We start from the raw sequence: 14,689 nt of genomic DNA, 5'->3' as shown, positions 1-14,689 counted from the left end.
CCATGGCGAAAGAAACGATCAACTGGCACGAACGCGCCAAGGCGCTGACCCTCGACGGCCGCGCCTTCATCAACGGCGAGCGTACGTGGGCCCGCGGCGAGCGCAAGTTCGACAATCTGTCGCCCATCGATGGCCGCTACCTGTCGCAGACGGCGCGCTGTGACGCAGCTGATGTCGATCACGCCGTTGCCATGGCGCGCCGCGCTTTCGAGAGCGGGCGCTGGGCAAGCCAGGCGCCTGCGCAGCGCAAGCGCGTGCTGCAAAAATTCGCCGACCTGATGATGCAGAACAAGGATGAACTGGCGCTGCTGGAAACGCTCGACATGGGCAAGCCGATCAAATACAGCCTGGTGGTGGACGTTTCGCTGGCGGCCAACTGCATCCGTTGGTACGGCGAGGCGATCGACAAGGTGTATGGCGAGATCGCGCCGACCCCGGCCAATTCGCTGGCCCTGATCACGCGCGAGCCGGTCGGCGTAGTGGCGGCCATCGTGCCGTGGAATTATCCGCTGCTCATGGCAGCGTGGAAGATCGCTCCCGCGCTTGCCGCAGGCAATAGCGTGATACTCAAGCCTTCCGAAAAATCGCCGCTGTCGGCGCTGCGCCTGGCGGAGCTGGCGACGGAGGCGGGCATTCCTGCTGGCGTGTTCAATGTATTGCCCGGCTACGGCAACGAGGCTGGCGCGGCGCTGGCAATGCATATGGACGTGGACTGCATCGGCTTCACCGGTTCTACCCGCACGGGCAAGCAGATTATCCAGATGGCCGGGCAGTCGAACCTGAAGCATGCATGGACGGAACTGGGTGGCAAGTCGGCAAATATCGTTTGCGCCGATTGTCCTGACCTTGATGCCGCCGTTGCGGCAGCGGTGGGCTCGATCTACTTCAACCAGGGCGAGAGCTGCAACGCGCCATCGCGCCTGTTTGTGGAAGAGTCGATCAAGGACAAATTCCTGGAAAAGGCGCTGAAGATGGTGCCCGATTATGCGCCCGGAGATCCGCTCGACGAGAAGACCGTCATGGGAGCGATCGTCGATTCAATCCAGATGAAGACCGTGATGGGCTATATCGATGCGGGCCGCGAGGAGGGCGCCAGGCTGCTCGCCGGCGGCAATGCCGTGCGCAAGGAGACCGGCGGTTTCTATGTCGAGCCGACGCTGTTCGACGGCGTGCAGAACACCATGAAGATTGCCCGCGAAGAGATCTTCGGCCCGGTGCTGTCGGTGCTGTCGTTCGCGGACCTGGACGAAGCGGTGAAGCAGGCGAACGACACGCCTTACGGCTTGCACGCTGCGGTATGGACTTCGGATATTTCGAAAGCGATTCGCACATCGCGCGCACTGAAGGCGGGCACCGTGCACGTCAACCAGTACGATGGCGACGATATCACGGTGCCGTTTGGCGGCTACAAGCAGTCAGGCAACGGCCGGGACAAATCGCTGCACGCCTTCGACAAATACACAGAGTTGAAGACGACCTGGATCCAGGTGTAAGCGCTTAAGCGCCGCAGCACTTCTTGAACTTCTTGCCGCTGCCGCAAGGGCAAGGGTCGTTGCGGCCGGCTTTTTCCACCTTGGGTTGCGGCGCGTGGAAGAAGGCGTTGATCTTGATGACGGACGGCGTCACTTTGGCCGCATTGACGGGAGCCTGGAAAGGCACCAGCAAAGCCGGCTGCTGCGCGCGCAGCGGCGCCCAGGCGTCCGGCGCAAGGGACACGCCGGCCATAAAGCCCGCGCACCATGCCTCCGCAGTCCAGGTGCCGCCGCAATCGAAGATAGGTTCAAAGCTACCGGGATCCTTCTGCATCCACACGCGCATGTAGTCGTGGTGACGCAAGACCAGCGCGGCCGCCTCGTCGTTGCCGGACGCGCCGCCCCAGACCGCAGGCAGCCACGTTTCCTGCGCCGCGTCGGCGGGGCCGATCACGAGAGCAGTCAGGAAACCTTCGAGCTTGGCGACATCCATGCTCTGCGGGCCCATCTCGGCCAGCAGGTCATCGAGCCGCTCGTACTCGTCGTCGTTCAGCGGGTTCAGAAGCAGTGCTCCACTGCAGGGAAGGTGCCGCCCTTGACCGCGTCAACGTAGGCCGACACCGCAGCCTGGATCGAAGTCTGGCCTTCCATGAAGTTCTTCACGAAGCGCGCTTTACGGCCTGGGAACACGCCCAGCATATCGTGCATGACCAGCACTTGGCCCGAGCAGTCAGGACCTGCGCCAATGCCGATGGTCGGCATCGACAGCATATCGGTCACTTCCTTGCCCAGAGCAGTTGGAATCGCTTCCAGCACCACCATCGCAGCGCCGGCGGCTTGCAGTTTCAGCGCGTCCTGCTTCAGCAGCTCAGCGCTTTCCACGGTCTTGCCCTGCACCTTGTAGCCGCCCAGGGTGTGAACAGATTGCGGGGTCAGGCCGAGGTGGGCGCAGACCGGAATCGAACGTTCAACCAGGAAGCGCACCGTCTCAGCAACCCAGGCGCCGCCTTCGATCTTCACCATATGCGCGCCGGCCTGGATCAGCTGCACCGCATTGTTGAAGGCCGATTCCGGCGTGGCGTAGGAGCCGAACGGCATGTCGGCCAGGATCAGCGCATTCTTCGCACCGCGTGCTACGGCAGCGGTGTGGTATGCCACTTCCTGCACGGTGACCGGCAGGGTGGATTGGTGGCCGTTGCACACCATGCCCAGGGAATCGCCGATCAGCAGCACTTCCACGCCGCAGCTGTCCATCATGGACGCGAAGCTGGCGTCGTAGCAGGTCAGCATGGTGATTTTCTCGCCGGCTGCCTTCAGGGCGTTGATCGATGGGATCGTGACGGCCTTAGTCGGTACGGCACGGGTAGGCGCCGGGTAGGGGTTTTGCATGGAGCCAGACATGGTATGTCCTTAAATTCGAAAAACGTTATTCTAACTGCGGTTTGCTAGAGAGGTTCTTCGGATGTGAACCGGTAAACCTGGGTCTGACCCGCAGGGTCAGACCCCCAACGGTACCGCGGTCAACGGTTTGGGTTCGAGGTCTTTGACTTTCGAAAAAGATCAAAAGCATAGAACCAACCCCGGGGCGGTTGCGTTGACGGGGTCTGACCCTGCGGGTCTGACCCAGGTTTACCGGGGTTAAAGGCGGATGATACCCTGGTCAGAAACCGAAGGCGCGAAATCGACGGCTGGGCCTAGCCCTGGCAGTACGACCTCCGGCGCCAGTTCCAGCAACGGCATCAGCACGAACGCGCGCTGGTGCATGCGCGGGTGCGGAACGGTCAGCGTGGCCGTGGCAATCTGCTCGTCGCCATACAGCAGCAAATCCAGGTCCAGCGTACGTGGTGCGTTGTAGTAGGGGCGCTCGCGGCCATGTGCCTGCTCGATATCGAACAAGGCCTCAAGCAGCTGCTGCGCGGGGAGGCTAGTGCTCAGGCGTGCAACGGCGTTGATGTAATCGTCGCCCGACGAGTCGATCGGCGCCGTGCGGTACAGCGAGGACACCGCCGCCAGCGTCGCCCCCGGCAGCTTGCGCAGGCGCTCGACGGCATCGAGCACATTGGCGCGCGCATCGCCGAGGTTGGCGCCGATGCCGATATAGGCGGTAACCGCCATCAAGCCTCGCCGGCCGGCGCGTCGCCGCCGCCACCGCTGCGGCGGCCACGGCGTGGACGGCGGCGGCGTTTGCGCGCCGGCGCTTCGCCTTCCGGACGCGGATTCAGGAATTCGTCGTCGTCGGACTCGTCGCCTTCATCGGCGTCGTGATTCGCGGCTGCCAGCTCGGCGCCGCCTTCGGCACCAGCGTCGGCTTCCTTGCGGCCACGGCGTGGTGCAGCTTTCTTCTTTTTGCCGCCGGACGATGCGGACGACACCAGCTCGGAGCGCATGGATTCGTCGCCCTCATAGAAGGCCGTCCACCAGTCGCCCAGCTCGCGGTCGATCTCGCCGGAAGCGCAGCGGAGCAGCAGGAAGTCGTAGCCGGCGCGGAAGCGCACGTGTTCCAGCAGCTTGTAAGGGTTCTTGCCATTGCGGCGCTCAAAGCGCGGCTGCATGGCCCAGATGTCGCGCATGTCGGAACCGATCTTGCGCTGGATGGCCAGCTTCTCGGTCTGCGACTCCAGCACTTCGTCAGCAGCCAGGTGCAGCGCGGGAATCGGGAATTCGCCCGATGCCTGGTAAGCCTGCCACTTCTCCAGCACCTGGTGCCACAGCAGGGAAGCGAACAGGAAGCCTGGCGATACGGTCTTGCCGGCCATGACGCGCTTGTCGGTGGAGTCCAGCGCCAGGGTTACGAACTTGGTGCCCATAGGCTGTTCCAGCACCACGTCCAGCATCGGCAGCAGGCCATGGTGCAAACCTTCCTTGCGTAGCTGCTGCAGGCAGGCCAGGGCCTGGCCGGAGGTCAGCAGCTTGAGCATCTCGTCGAACACACGCGCGGCAGGCACGTTGTCGATCAGGGGCGCCATCACGCCGATCGGCGCGGCGGTCGAACGCTCGATGGAAAAATTCAGCTTGGCGGCAAAGCGCACCACGCGCAGCATGCGCACAGGGTCTTCGCGGTAGCGCGCTTCCGGCTGGCCGATGATGCGCAGCGTCTTGGCGCGGATGTCTTCGATACCGCCGTGGTAGTCCAGCACTTCCTGCGTGGCAGGGTTGTAGTACATGGCGTTGATGGTGAAGTCGCGGCGCTCCGCATCTTCCGCCTGGGAGCCGAAAGTGTTATCGCGCAGCACGCGGCCATGCTCGTCCTTCGGCGCATTTTCCGACGTGGTGCCGCGGAAGGTGGTCACCTCCAGCAGGTCCTGGCCGAACATCACGTGCACGATCTGGAAGCGGCGGCCGATGATGAAGGCGCGGCGGAACAGGCGCTTGACCTGCTCCGGTGTGGCGTTGGTGGCGACGTCGAAATCCTTCGGTTTCACCCCCAGCAGCAAGTCGCGCACGGCGCCGCCGACCACGAAGGCCTCGAACCCGGCTTCCTGCAAGGTGCTGGTCACGCGGATGGCGTTGTTGGACACCATGCGCGGGTCGATGCCGTGCTCCTTCGCGCCCAGCACGACGAGTTCGTTATTGGGCTTCTTGACGCCCAGGATCTTGCGGATGAATTTCTTAATCATTGAACAGGTGAATTAGTGGCCAGCCTTGCGCGGTCGCGTGTTCGGACAGCTTGGCGTTCGGGTTGGTCGCAATCGGATGGCTGACGATCGACAGCAGCGGCAGGTCGTTATGGGAATCGCTGTAGAAGTGGACGCTTTCGAAGCTGCCCAGCGAATGTCCCAATTTCTCGAGCCACGCCTTGGTGTGCACGATCTTGCCTTCGCCCTGGGTCGGAGTGCCGAGCAGCTTGCCGGTGATGCGGCCGGCGGCATCGCGCTCCGGCATCGCGGCAATCAAGTGCTCCACGCCGAAGGCTTTGGCGATCGGCGCCACCACGAAATGGTTGGTCGCCGTGACGATCGCCACCAGGTCGCCTGCGTCGAGGTGCTTTTGCAGCAGCGCGCGTGCGGCAGGCAGGATATTCGGCATCACCACTTCGGTCATGTACTGCTGCTGCAGTTCGGCCAGGCGTTCAGGCTCGAACGAAGCCAGGGTTCCGAGCGAAAATTCCAGGTATTCCACCGGGTCCAGGGTGCCCGCCTGATACTGCGCGAAGAATTCTTCATTGCGGCGCTTGAATTGCGCGGCATCGACGGCGCCCACGCGGCACAGGAACTCGCCCCACTCGAAATCGGAATCGATCGGCAGCAGGGTATGGTCAAGGTCGAACAGGGCAAGTTTCATCATTCTTTCGCTTCCTCCTGCAGCCATTCGCGCAGCAGGGGCAGGGTAATCGGGCGTTTGGTTTCCAGGGAATACTGGTCGAGCGAGTCGAGCATCGAAGACAGCGATACCATGTCGCGCTGGAAGTGCGACAGCAGGTAAGGTAGCACACCGGGCGAGAGGATCAAGCCGCGCGCTTCCGCCATTTGCGTCAGCGTTGCAAGCTTCTCGTCGTCGGTCAGGCCATGGATCTGGTACACCAGGCCCCAGCCCATGCGCGTCCGTAAATCTTCGCGCACCGGCAGCACGGCCGGGGCGACCGAGCCCGCGCTCACCATGAAGGCGTTATTGGCGCGGATCTCGTTGAACAGGGCAAAGGCATCGATCTGGGCCACCGGCGACAGCTTTTCGCAGTCGTCCAGCAGGTACAGGTCCACGTCCGGCGAATACAGGAACTCGGTTTCAATCGAAAACGGCGAAATATAGCGGGCGCGTTCGCTCGAGGCGAGCGCCTTCAGCAGGTGCGACTTGCCTGCGCCAATTTCCCCCCACAGGTAGGCGAAATGCTCGCGGGAGCTGCGTTCGGCGAACTGGCGCATCAGCGCCGCCACCTCGGCATTGCGGCCCACCTCGAAGGATTCGAGGGTGCACACCGGCTCCGCACCCAGGTCAAGCACCAGCTGTTTCATTGGACTTGTCCCGGCATTGTGGACTTTTTGCTAACGTAATCGATCTTCACACTACGCATTATAAAAGCTGCTGCGCAGGTAGTGTCGGCGCAAGTGCCTAAATCCCACCATCAACAGGGCCGAAGCGGGTAAAGCCAGTAGAACGCCGACGAATCCGAACAGCTGGCCGAAGGCCATCAGGGCGAAAATAACGGCCAGCGGATCGAGGCCGATACGCTCGCCCACCAGGCGCGGCGTGAGGAAGAAACCCTCCAGCACCTGGCCGACGCCGTAGATCACGGCCACGGCCACCAGGCCGCTCCAGTCGGAGAATTGCAGCACCGCCGCCATCAGCGCCAGCAGCAGGCCCAGTCCAAAGCCGAGGTAGGGGATGAAAACCAGCACCCCGGTCAGGATGCCGACCGGCAGCGCCACGTCGAAGCCGGCCACCGTCAGGGCGGAGGAATAATAAATTGCCAACACCAGCATCACCAGCAGCTGGCCGCGCAGGTATTGGGCCAGCAGCTGGTCGGCCTCGGTGGCCATGGACATGGTGGAGTCGATATAGCGGCGCGGCACGGCGCCGGCGATATGGGCCAGCAGCTTATGCCAGTCCAGCAGCACGTAGAACAGCACCACCGGGATCAGCACCAGCGTGGCCACCCAGCCAATGACGGCGCTGCCGCCGGTACGTACGGAATTGAGGACGGCGGCCCAGATCTGGTCGCCGCTTTCGGCCATTTTCTCCGCCGCCATCGCCTTGATGGTGGCGCCATCCAGGGTGAACTCCACGCCCATCTGGTGCAGGCGCGGGCTCAAGGTGTCATTCAGCTTGGCCAGGAAGGCGGGAATCGCCGCCTGCAGCAGCGGGATTTCCTTCTGCAGCACCGGCACCACGATCAGCAGCAGGGCCGCCGCCGCCGCGCCAAACAGCACGATGACGACGGTGACCGCCAGGGCGCGCGACATTTTCCAGCGCCGGAACAGGCGCATGCGGCAAAGCTTGTCGACCGCCGGGTTGAGGGCGTAAGCGATGATGGCCGCCGCCATGAAGGGCGTCAGCACCGGCCCCAAGGCCCAGAGCAGGAAGAAAAACGCCGCCCATACCGATACCCAGAACAGGGTTTGTTTTTGGTCTGCCGAGAGTGGGAAGGGCATCTGTGGGTGCTTTTTGCGGTGAAAAACGGCGGTTGGGAGGTCAAAACTGCTAAAATAGCGGACTTGCCGTAAAAACGGCCACCGCTTTCTATTCTACCGCCTGTTGCGTTAAACACCATGAGCCAACCTTCGAATGTTTCCCTGTCCTACCGTGACGCAGGTGTCGATATCGACGCCGGCGACGCCCTAGTTGAAGCGATCAAGCCATTCGCCAAGCGCACCATGCGCGAAGGCGTCATGGGCGGCATCGGCGGCTTCGGCGCGCTGTTCGAGATCAGCAAGAAATACAAGGAGCCGGTCCTGGTCTCCGGTACCGACGGCGTCGGCACCAAGCTGAAGCTGGCCTTTGAGCTGAACCGCCATGACACCGTGGGCATCGACCTGGTGGCCATGAGCGTGAACGACATCCTGGTGCAAGGCGCCGAGCCGCTGTTCTTCCTCGACTACTTCGCCTGCGGCAAGCTGAATGTTGCTACCGCCACCGACGTGATCAAGGGCATCGCCCAAGGTTGCGAACAGGCTGGCTGCGCGCTGATCGGCGGCGAAACCGCTGAAATGCCTTCCATGTACCCGGACGGCGAATACGACCTGGCCGGCTTCGCAGTTGGCGCGGTTGAAAAATCCAAGCTGATCGACGGTTCCAAGATCGCCCCGGGCGACGTGGTGCTGGGCCTGGCCTCCTCGGGCGCCCACTCCAACGGTTACTCCCTGGTGCGCAAGATCATCGAAGTGGCCAAGCCAGACCTGGAAGCCGACTTCCACGGCCGCAAGCTGGCCGACGTGCTGATGGCCCCGACCCGCATCTACGTCAAGCCGCTGCTGGCGCTGATGGAATCGATGGAAGTCAAAGGCCTGGTGCACATCACCGGCGGCGGCCTGGTCGAAAACATCCCGCGCGTGCTGGCCGATAACCTGACCGCCGAACTGGATGGCAAGTCCTGGACCATGCCACCGTTGTTCCAGTGGCTGCAGCAGCATGGCGGCGTGGCCGACTCGGAAATGCACCGCGTGTTCAACTGCGGTATCGGCATGACCGTGATCGTGTCCGCTGAAAACGCCGACGCAGCGGTTGCCCAGCTGACCGCAGCCGGCGAGAGCGTGACCCGCATCGGCAAAATCCGCGCCCGCGCGGAAGGCGAACACCAGACCATCGTCGTCTAAGAAAAAGGGGACGTACCCCTTTTCCCAAGAACGGGGCCCCAGCGGCTCCGTTTTTTTTGTCCACCTTGGGGTCAGGAACAGAAGTGGACATTTCCCAGGGAAATGTCCACTTCTGTTCCTGACCCCAAGGTGGACATTTGATATTTCTCAAGCACGATTGAAACGCAATTGAGAATCATTCGCGTTTACGCTAGGATGCGGTTCCCTTAACCAAGAGGACCAACCATGAATGCGCGACTGAAACCGCTCGCCGCTGACCCTACCCAGCTTAATGCCAGGCAGCGTGGTTTGCAGCGCACTCTCCAAGCCCTGTTCCGCGAACAATTGCTGGAACCGGGACATCTGATCCACGATAGCCACGCCAGCTGGCTGCCCCTGTGGGGCCAGCGCGCCATGCTGCGCTTTGAAGGCTTGCGCCTGGGCCGCATCGGCAACCTGCAACTGGATGGCGCCATCTCTTTGATGCAGCCGGGCCGTCCGCCGCAGCTGCTGGATACGCCGGCCGCACTGCTGGCGGGCGTGGCGCCATCGCTGCCCGGTCCACCCGCCGCCGAAGAGATACAGCGCCTGGCCGTCGAACTGGAAAACAGCACCACCAACGACGCCCTGTGCCTTGCCTATCGCGACGGCTGGGCGGAGGAGCTCTCCGCCAACCTGCGCGAGCGCCACCCGCACTTCCTGGCCGCGCTGCGCTCGTCCCGCTCCGCCAATGCGCCGCTGCTGCTGGAACAGTGGGGTACCCTCGGCCACCCCTGGCATCCCAACTACAAGACCAAGCTTGGACTGGACCCGGCTGACGTGATGGCGCTGTCGCCTGAATTCCAGGCGCAGTTGCGCGTGCCGCTGGCCGCACTGCGCGCCGATAAAGCCCACGTGGCCTTCGCCGCGGAAGGCGAGGACTATCGCAGCTGGTTCGGCCGCACCTACCCGCAAGCCTGGCAGGCATGGCTCGCCGCCATGCAGGCGCGTGGCATTCCGCACGAAGGATGGATGCCGCTGCCGCTTCATCCCTACCAGGCCAGCCGGCAGCTGCCGCAGCTCTTCGCGCGGGAGATTGCGGACGGCGAGCTGCTGATGCTGGACGCCGAAATGCCCGCCACACCGACCATGTCCTTCCGCACCGTGGTGCCGTATGGCTCGTCGCAGCTGCCGCATATCAAGCTGCCGGTCTCGCTTCGGCTGACCAGCGTGCAGCGTACGGTCTCGCCCAAATCGGCGGTGATGGGGCCGCGCGTTTCGCGCCTTCTGTCGGCCATCATTGCCAGCGAAGGCGGCTTCGGCGGCGCACTGGCCATCGTGCCCGAGCAATGCGGCATCCACTTGCTGGATGCGGACGATGACCGCGCCCGCCATCTCGCCGCACTGTACCGAGGCAACCCCGCAGCTTGCGTGGCGCCGGGCGCCATGGCCGTCCCCGTCGGCGCGCTGTTCGCGGAATCGCCTTTCAGTGGACGCCCATTGGTGACCGAGGCGGTCGCCTTGTGCAGCAGCGACGATGCCGCGGGCGCCCAGGAATTCTTCCGCCAGTACGCCGCCACGGTGCTGCGTGCCGTGCTGTCAGCCTACATGCTGTACGGCGTGGCGTTCGAAGCGCACCAGCAGAACAGCTTCATCGTGCTGGACCAGCAATACCGCCCGGCGCAACTGCTGGTGCGCGACTTCGGCGATATTCGCATCCACCGCCCAACGCTTGAACGAGCCGGCCACACGCTGCATGCGCATCGCCCGGGTCACACCCTGTTCGACGACGAGGACATCGTGCGCGACAAGCTGCTGCACGCGGTGCTGCTATGCCATGTGTCCGAGCTGGCGCTGCTCCTGGCGCGCAGCTACGCCAGCGATGAGGACATATTCTGGCGCATCTTCGCGCGCGAACTTGCAACTGCCTTCGATGGCCTGCGCGGCCACGCCGACCCAGTCCGTTGGGCGCAAGAACGCGCGGCCTTGCTGGAATGCGACTGGCCTGCCAAGTCCTTCCTGCGCATGCGCCTGAGCGACAGCTCGGACGATGCCCTGGGCAGCATGCCGAACCCGCTGCGCGAGGCAATGCGCTGATGGCGACGCTGCGTTGGCTGTTCGCGATCCAGCTGCTGTCGATGGGCGCGATGGAGATGAGCGGCCCATTCTGGCCGCTGCAATTGCGCGCCCTTGGCGACGCGCCCGGCGGTCTCGCGGTGGCCAGCGCGGTAGCATACGCCGGGCCTCTGGTGACGGCGATGCTGTTCACGCCTTTTTGGGGCCGCATCGGCGACCGCGTCGGCCACAAGCCGATGCTGCTGCGCGCCTTGCTGGCGCTGGCGGCCACCCAGCTCTGGCTCGCCTTCGCCAGCAGCGGCGCCGTGATATTGGCGGTGCGCTTGCTGCAAGGCGCGCTGGCCGGCTTCATCGCCGCCGCGCAAGCTTACGGCGCGGGTATCGTCCCTCGCTCGGAACGCGGCGCCTTGATGGCGCGCTTGCAGGTCGCCACCGCGCTCGGGTCCATGCTTGGGCCGCTGGCCGGAGGCCTGGTTTTCTCCGCGCTCGGCTTCGGCGCAGTCAACGCCATCGCCGCCGCCATATGCCTCGCCTGCGCAGCGTGCGCCGCCAGCGTTCTTCCCTCTCCGCAGCCGCGCGGCGCGGCGGCGATGGTCGCGTCACCAGCCGCTTCGCGCGCCGCGGCAGGCCTGGTGCTGCAGGCGCCGACAGCGCCGCACGACGTAGTCGCCGGCCTGCTGGCCGGCATCGTCCTCGTCCAGGCAGGCAAGATGATGCCGCAAGGCTTCTTCAGCCTCTACGCCGAGCAAGTCCTGCACGCGCCTCCCTGGCTGACAGGCCTGTGCTACGGCGCCACCGCGCTGGGCCTATGTCTATTCGCGCCATTCTGGGCGAAGCAATTCAAGGACAAGCCGCGTGAATGGATCATGCAAAGTATCGAATGGATATGCTGGTCATGCGTGGTCATCGTTGCCGTGCAGGCGGTCGGCCGCAGCATCGCATTGGTGCTGGCCGCAAGGCTTGCATGGGGTATCGCCATGGCGGCATTGCTGCCTGTGTTTTACGGACTGCTATCCCAGGAGGTATGCGAGGCGCAGCAGGGCCGCATCCTCGGCGTCGGCAACAGCGCCGCCAAAGCCGGTGCGCTGCTCGGTGCCGCAGCAGGCGGCCTCGCCATGGCATGGCTGCCGCTGCAGCACATCTTCTGGAGCGTCGCCGCTCTATACATCATTGCGGCGCTCGGCTTGCGCATGTGGCGCACACATGCGGCGGGGAGGCCTATTTCCGCGTGAAGTCCATAATCCAGTTTGTGTGCCAGCTGGTGCCATCGTCCCAGGAATAGGCTTGCTCCCAGCGGGCCTGGCGCTCGCCGTTGCGGGTCCAGGTGAAGCGCACGCGGGCCGTGCGGCCTTTGTAGACTTCTTCGCCTTCAAAGCGGCCCACGCCGTCGGCATCAAAGCGGCCCACTACCGGCGGTAGCAGCGTGCCGGTAGTGGGATCGAGGCCGCCGTCGCGATTGGTCAACCAGTAGATGCTCCAGCGGCCGGTGGCCGGATCGAAAACGCGCAAAGTCATCGCCACAAAGCCGGGACGCCAGTCGCCCAGCGGGCGGTATTCGTCGTAATTGCCTATACCCGCCGGCAGCGCGTGCACCAGGTTGCTGGCGCTGAAGTTCTCCCAGGGGCTGTCAGGATTCGCGTAGTCGGATTGCTTCCTGTTCTGCACCGTCCAGTCTCCATGCAGGAAGTCGAATGCGTGCCGCGCACGCTCGATGTCGGCCGGCGCCGGCGCCGCGCCTGCTGTCCCCGCTGCGCCACTTGCCGCCAGAACCAATGCCCCAATCAGTTTTTTCATGTTCGTCTCCTTGTTGAAAGAGCCGCCATGCTAGGCCGCTAACAGGCGAGAATCCGCCCTATATACGGCCAGTCTCGAAATTTGATACTGCGCTGGATATTATTAGGGCCGCGCGAAGGCGCGGCACGAAGATGGCCGCCTCTCAAGAAAACGGAGGCCATCATGCTGCCCATCATATTTGCCGTATTTGCCGGATGTTTTATGTTGGAGCGCCTGCGCCCCGGCTGGACGCTACCCCATGTCCGCACCTGGCCGGTGCGCGTGCTCGCCATCAACGCAGTGCAGCTAGGCGTTGTCCCGCTGGCGGGTATCACCTGGGAGCGCTGGGCCTCGCAAGCGTCGCTGCTGCACCTGTCTGACTACTTGGGCGCCACGGCTGGCGGCCTGCTTGCCTATTTCATCGCCACTTTCGTTTTCTACTGGTGGCACCGCGTGCGCCACGAATCGGACCTGCTATGGCGCCTTTTCCACCAGATCCACCACAGCCCGCAGCGCATTGAGGTCATCACGTCCTTCTACAAGCATCCGGGCGAAATGGTAGTCAACTCGATCATCGGCAGCCTGCTGGTCTATGCCTTCCTCGGCCTGTCGCCGGAAGCGGGAGCGGTCTACACCTTGTGCACCGCCTTGGGCGAATTCTTCTACCACACCAGCGTGACCACGCCGCGCTGGGTCGGCTGGTTCTTCCAGCGCCCGGAGATGCACCGCATCCACCACCAGCATGGCCGGCACAAGAACAACTACGGCGACATCGTGTGGTGGGACATCCTGTTCGGAACCTATGAAAACCCGGAAAAATTTGAATCGACGTGCGGCTTCGACGCCGACAAGGAGGAGAGGTTGGCGGACATGCTGGCCTACCGCGATGTCCACCAGGAACGCTGAAATTATCCGACAGCCGGCGGCAATGCCGGCCCTGTTCTAGCGCTTGAGGATCTTCGGCACCGGCGCCGGCCGCAGGCGGTAAGCATCGGGCATGCCGGAACCGAGCAAGGGGCGCAGGTACATGCGGAAGGCATCGGTCACGCCGGTGCCTTTTTCGTCGATGAATTCATCTTCCATAGTGCGCGTCTTCCCCGCCACTGCTTCCAGCGGCAGCAGCTCGTAGTCGACCGAATAGAAGCCGGTGCGCTTGATCGCCACCGAACCATCGCGCTCACCCCACATGGCGAATTGCACGGCCTTCTCGCCCACTTCGCGCGCCTCGCGCTGGTCCACGTCCGACACGCAGCCAATGAAGGAGCGCTGCAAATAGCCGAAGGTATCGCCGCGTACACGCTTGATGCCCAGCTTGTCCTTGATTTCGTCGCACAGCAGGTCGGCCAGTGCGCCGGTGCCGGACAGCTGCAAATTGCCGTGCGCGTCGCGTTCCACTTCCTTGGCCAGAAGCGTGGCGATCGGTTCGCCGGAAGCATCGTGGATGCCTTCGGATACAGCCACTACGCAGCGCCCGTAGCGTGCGTAAGTGTCCTTTACGTCGGCCAGGAATTGCTCGATGGAGAATACGCGTTCCGGCAGGTAGATCAGGTGCGGTCCGTCCTCCGGGAATTTCTTGCCCAGGGCCGAAGCGGCGGTCAGGAAACCCGCATGGCGCCCCATCACCACGCCCACATACACGCCCGGCAGCGAAGCGTTATCGAGGTTGGCCCCGGCAAAGGCCTGCGCCACAAAGCGCGCGGCGGAAGGGAAGCCCGGCGTGTGGTCATTGCCCACCAGGTCATTGTCGATGGTCTTGGGGATGTGGATGGCGCGTAGCGGATAGCCTGCGGCGCGCGCCTGTTCGGACACGATGCGCACCGTATCCGAGGAGTCGTTGCCGCCGATGTAGAAGAAGTGCTCGATCTCGTGCGCGCGCAGCACCTTGAAGATCTCTTCGCAGTACTTCAGGTCCGGCTTGTCGCGCGTGGAGCCGAGGGCGGAGGAGGGCGTGGCGGCGACCAGCTCCAGGTTATGGCTGGTCTCCTGCGTCAGGTCGACGAAGTTCTCGTCGACGATGCCGCGCACGCCGTGCAGCGCACCGTAGATGCGCGTGACGTTGCGGAAGCGGCGCGCTTCCAGCACCACGCCCACCAGCGACTGGTTGATCACGGCGGTCGGACCGCCCCCTTGTGCAACCAGGATCTTGCCAGACGACATGGCGCT

General features: G+C 63.7%; 14 protein-coding genes. 5 read left to right on the top strand and 9 right to left on the bottom strand.

The window, feature by feature from the left end; genetic code table 11:
- Nucleotides 1-2: 2 nt before the first annotated feature.
- Nucleotides 3-1,493 carry an aldehyde dehydrogenase gene (locus tag AC1RTP_RS15415; RefSeq protein ID WP_498608502.1) on the top strand — a complete coding sequence of 497 codons (1,491 nt, stop codon included), beginning with the start codon at nucleotides 3-5 and terminating at the stop codon, nucleotides 1,491-1,493.
- A gap of 4 nt (nucleotides 1,494-1,497) precedes the next feature.
- Here AC1RTP_RS15415 and AC1RTP_RS15410 read toward each other — a convergent pair whose 3' ends face one another.
- From AC1RTP_RS15410 to AC1RTP_RS15380, 7 genes are all read right to left on the bottom strand, one after another.
- On the bottom strand, nucleotides 1,498-2,025 hold the full coding sequence (locus AC1RTP_RS15410) for a UPF0149 family protein (protein ID WP_498608711.1): 528 nt from the start codon (nucleotides 2,023-2,025) through the stop codon (nucleotides 1,498-1,500).
- 5 nt (nucleotides 2,026-2,030) lie between these two features.
- On the bottom strand, nucleotides 2,031-2,873 hold the full coding sequence (gene panB / locus AC1RTP_RS15405) for a 3-methyl-2-oxobutanoate hydroxymethyltransferase (RefSeq protein ID WP_498608501.1): 843 nt from the start codon (nucleotides 2,871-2,873) through the stop codon (nucleotides 2,031-2,033).
- A 237-nt stretch (nucleotides 2,874-3,110) separates the two neighbouring features.
- Nucleotides 3,111-3,587 (bottom strand): 2-amino-4-hydroxy-6-hydroxymethyldihydropteridine diphosphokinase, encoded by a 477-nt coding sequence (gene folK, locus AC1RTP_RS15400; RefSeq protein ID WP_498608500.1) that lies wholly within the window; start codon nucleotides 3,585-3,587, stop codon nucleotides 3,111-3,113.
- A complete protein-coding gene (gene pcnB / locus AC1RTP_RS15395; RefSeq protein WP_498608499.1) occupies nucleotides 3,587-5,089 on the bottom strand; it encodes a polynucleotide adenylyltransferase PcnB in 1,503 nt (500 codons plus the stop codon). Before pcnB ends, folK begins: the two co-directional genes overlap by 1 nt.
- Complete coding sequence (locus AC1RTP_RS15390) at nucleotides 5,082-5,753, bottom strand: histidinol-phosphatase (protein WP_498608710.1); 672 nt, start codon at nucleotides 5,751-5,753, stop codon at nucleotides 5,082-5,084. The genes pcnB and AC1RTP_RS15390 overlap by 8 nt, the downstream gene beginning before the upstream one ends.
- Nucleotides 5,753-6,421, bottom strand: coding sequence for a DnaA regulatory inactivator Hda (gene hda / locus AC1RTP_RS15385; RefSeq protein WP_155454636.1), 669 nt, complete (start codon nucleotides 6,419-6,421; stop codon nucleotides 5,753-5,755). The genes AC1RTP_RS15390 and hda overlap by 1 nt, the downstream gene beginning before the upstream one ends.
- A gap of 51 nt (nucleotides 6,422-6,472) precedes the next feature.
- Nucleotides 6,473-7,558, bottom strand: a complete 1,086-nt coding sequence (locus AC1RTP_RS15380; RefSeq protein WP_498608498.1) for an AI-2E family transporter — start codon at nucleotides 7,556-7,558, stop codon at nucleotides 6,473-6,475.
- 117 nt (nucleotides 7,559-7,675) lie between these two features.
- Between AC1RTP_RS15380 and purM the strand changes: the two genes are divergently transcribed.
- From purM to AC1RTP_RS15365, 3 genes are all read left to right on the top strand, one after another.
- Nucleotides 7,676-8,719: a phosphoribosylformylglycinamidine cyclo-ligase gene (purM, locus tag AC1RTP_RS15375; protein ID WP_498608497.1), complete on the top strand. Its 1,044-nt coding sequence runs from the start codon at nucleotides 7,676-7,678 to the stop codon at nucleotides 8,717-8,719.
- A gap of 225 nt (nucleotides 8,720-8,944) precedes the next feature.
- Entirely contained in the window at nucleotides 8,945-10,774 is a 1,830-nt protein-coding gene (locus AC1RTP_RS15370; protein ID WP_498608496.1) for an IucA/IucC family protein, read from the top strand.
- Complete coding sequence (locus tag AC1RTP_RS15365) at nucleotides 10,774-11,985, top strand: MFS transporter (protein WP_498608495.1); 1,212 nt, start codon at nucleotides 10,774-10,776, stop codon at nucleotides 11,983-11,985. Before AC1RTP_RS15370 ends, AC1RTP_RS15365 begins: the two co-directional genes overlap by 1 nt.
- Here the strand turns inward: AC1RTP_RS15365 and AC1RTP_RS15360 are convergent.
- Entirely contained in the window at nucleotides 11,972-12,547 is a 576-nt protein-coding gene (locus tag AC1RTP_RS15360) for a hypothetical protein (protein ID WP_498608494.1), read from the bottom strand. The genes AC1RTP_RS15365 and AC1RTP_RS15360 overlap by 14 nt on opposite strands.
- A 162-nt stretch (nucleotides 12,548-12,709) precedes the next feature.
- Between AC1RTP_RS15360 and AC1RTP_RS15355 the strand changes: the two genes are divergently transcribed.
- Nucleotides 12,710-13,432 carry a sterol desaturase family protein gene (locus AC1RTP_RS15355; protein ID WP_498608493.1) on the top strand — a complete coding sequence of 241 codons (723 nt, stop codon included), beginning with the start codon at nucleotides 12,710-12,712 and terminating at the stop codon, nucleotides 13,430-13,432.
- Nucleotides 13,433-13,468: 36 nt separating this feature from the next.
- Here AC1RTP_RS15355 and AC1RTP_RS15350 read toward each other — a convergent pair whose 3' ends face one another.
- Complete coding sequence (locus AC1RTP_RS15350; protein WP_498608492.1) at nucleotides 13,469-14,683, bottom strand: 6-phosphofructokinase; 1,215 nt, start codon at nucleotides 14,681-14,683, stop codon at nucleotides 13,469-13,471.
- Nucleotides 14,684-14,689 lie beyond the last annotated feature (6 nt).

This window comes from Pseudoduganella sp. GW821-FHT11H04 (assembly GCF_058807935.1).
This window is presented reverse-complemented; position numbering and strand designations above follow the sequence as displayed.

Coding starts and splice junctions, on each gene's coding strand:
- AC1RTP_RS15390 (WP_498608710.1), bottom strand. CDS start 5,753: ATGAAACTTGCCCTGTTCGACCTTGACCATACCCTGCTGCCGATCGAT.
- panB (WP_498608501.1), bottom strand. CDS start 2,873: ATGTCTGGCTCCATGCAAAACCCCTACCCGGCGCCTACCCGTGCCGTA.
- AC1RTP_RS15370 (WP_498608496.1), top strand. CDS start 8,945: ATGAATGCGCGACTGAAACCGCTCGCCGCTGACCCTACCCAGCTTAAT.
- hda (WP_155454636.1), bottom strand. CDS start 6,421: ATGAAACAGCTGGTGCTTGACCTGGGTGCGGAGCCGGTGTGCACCCTC.
- AC1RTP_RS15350 (WP_498608492.1), bottom strand. CDS start 14,683: ATGTCGTCTGGCAAGATCCTGGTTGCACAAGGGGGCGGTCCGACCGCC.
- AC1RTP_RS15355 (WP_498608493.1), top strand. CDS start 12,710: ATGCTGCCCATCATATTTGCCGTATTTGCCGGATGTTTTATGTTGGAG.
- pcnB (WP_498608499.1), bottom strand. CDS start 5,089: ATGATTAAGAAATTCATCCGCAAGATCCTGGGCGTCAAGAAGCCCAAT.
- AC1RTP_RS15380 (WP_498608498.1), bottom strand. CDS start 7,558: ATGCCCTTCCCACTCTCGGCAGACCAAAAACAAACCCTGTTCTGGGTA.
- AC1RTP_RS15365 (WP_498608495.1), top strand. CDS start 10,774: ATGGCGACGCTGCGTTGGCTGTTCGCGATCCAGCTGCTGTCGATGGGC.
- AC1RTP_RS15415 (WP_498608502.1), top strand. CDS start 3: ATGGCGAAAGAAACGATCAACTGGCACGAACGCGCCAAGGCGCTGACC.
- purM (WP_498608497.1), top strand. CDS start 7,676: ATGAGCCAACCTTCGAATGTTTCCCTGTCCTACCGTGACGCAGGTGTC.
- AC1RTP_RS15360 (WP_498608494.1), bottom strand. CDS start 12,547: ATGAAAAAACTGATTGGGGCATTGGTTCTGGCGGCAAGTGGCGCAGCG.
- folK (WP_498608500.1), bottom strand. CDS start 3,587: ATGGCGGTTACCGCCTATATCGGCATCGGCGCCAACCTCGGCGATGCG.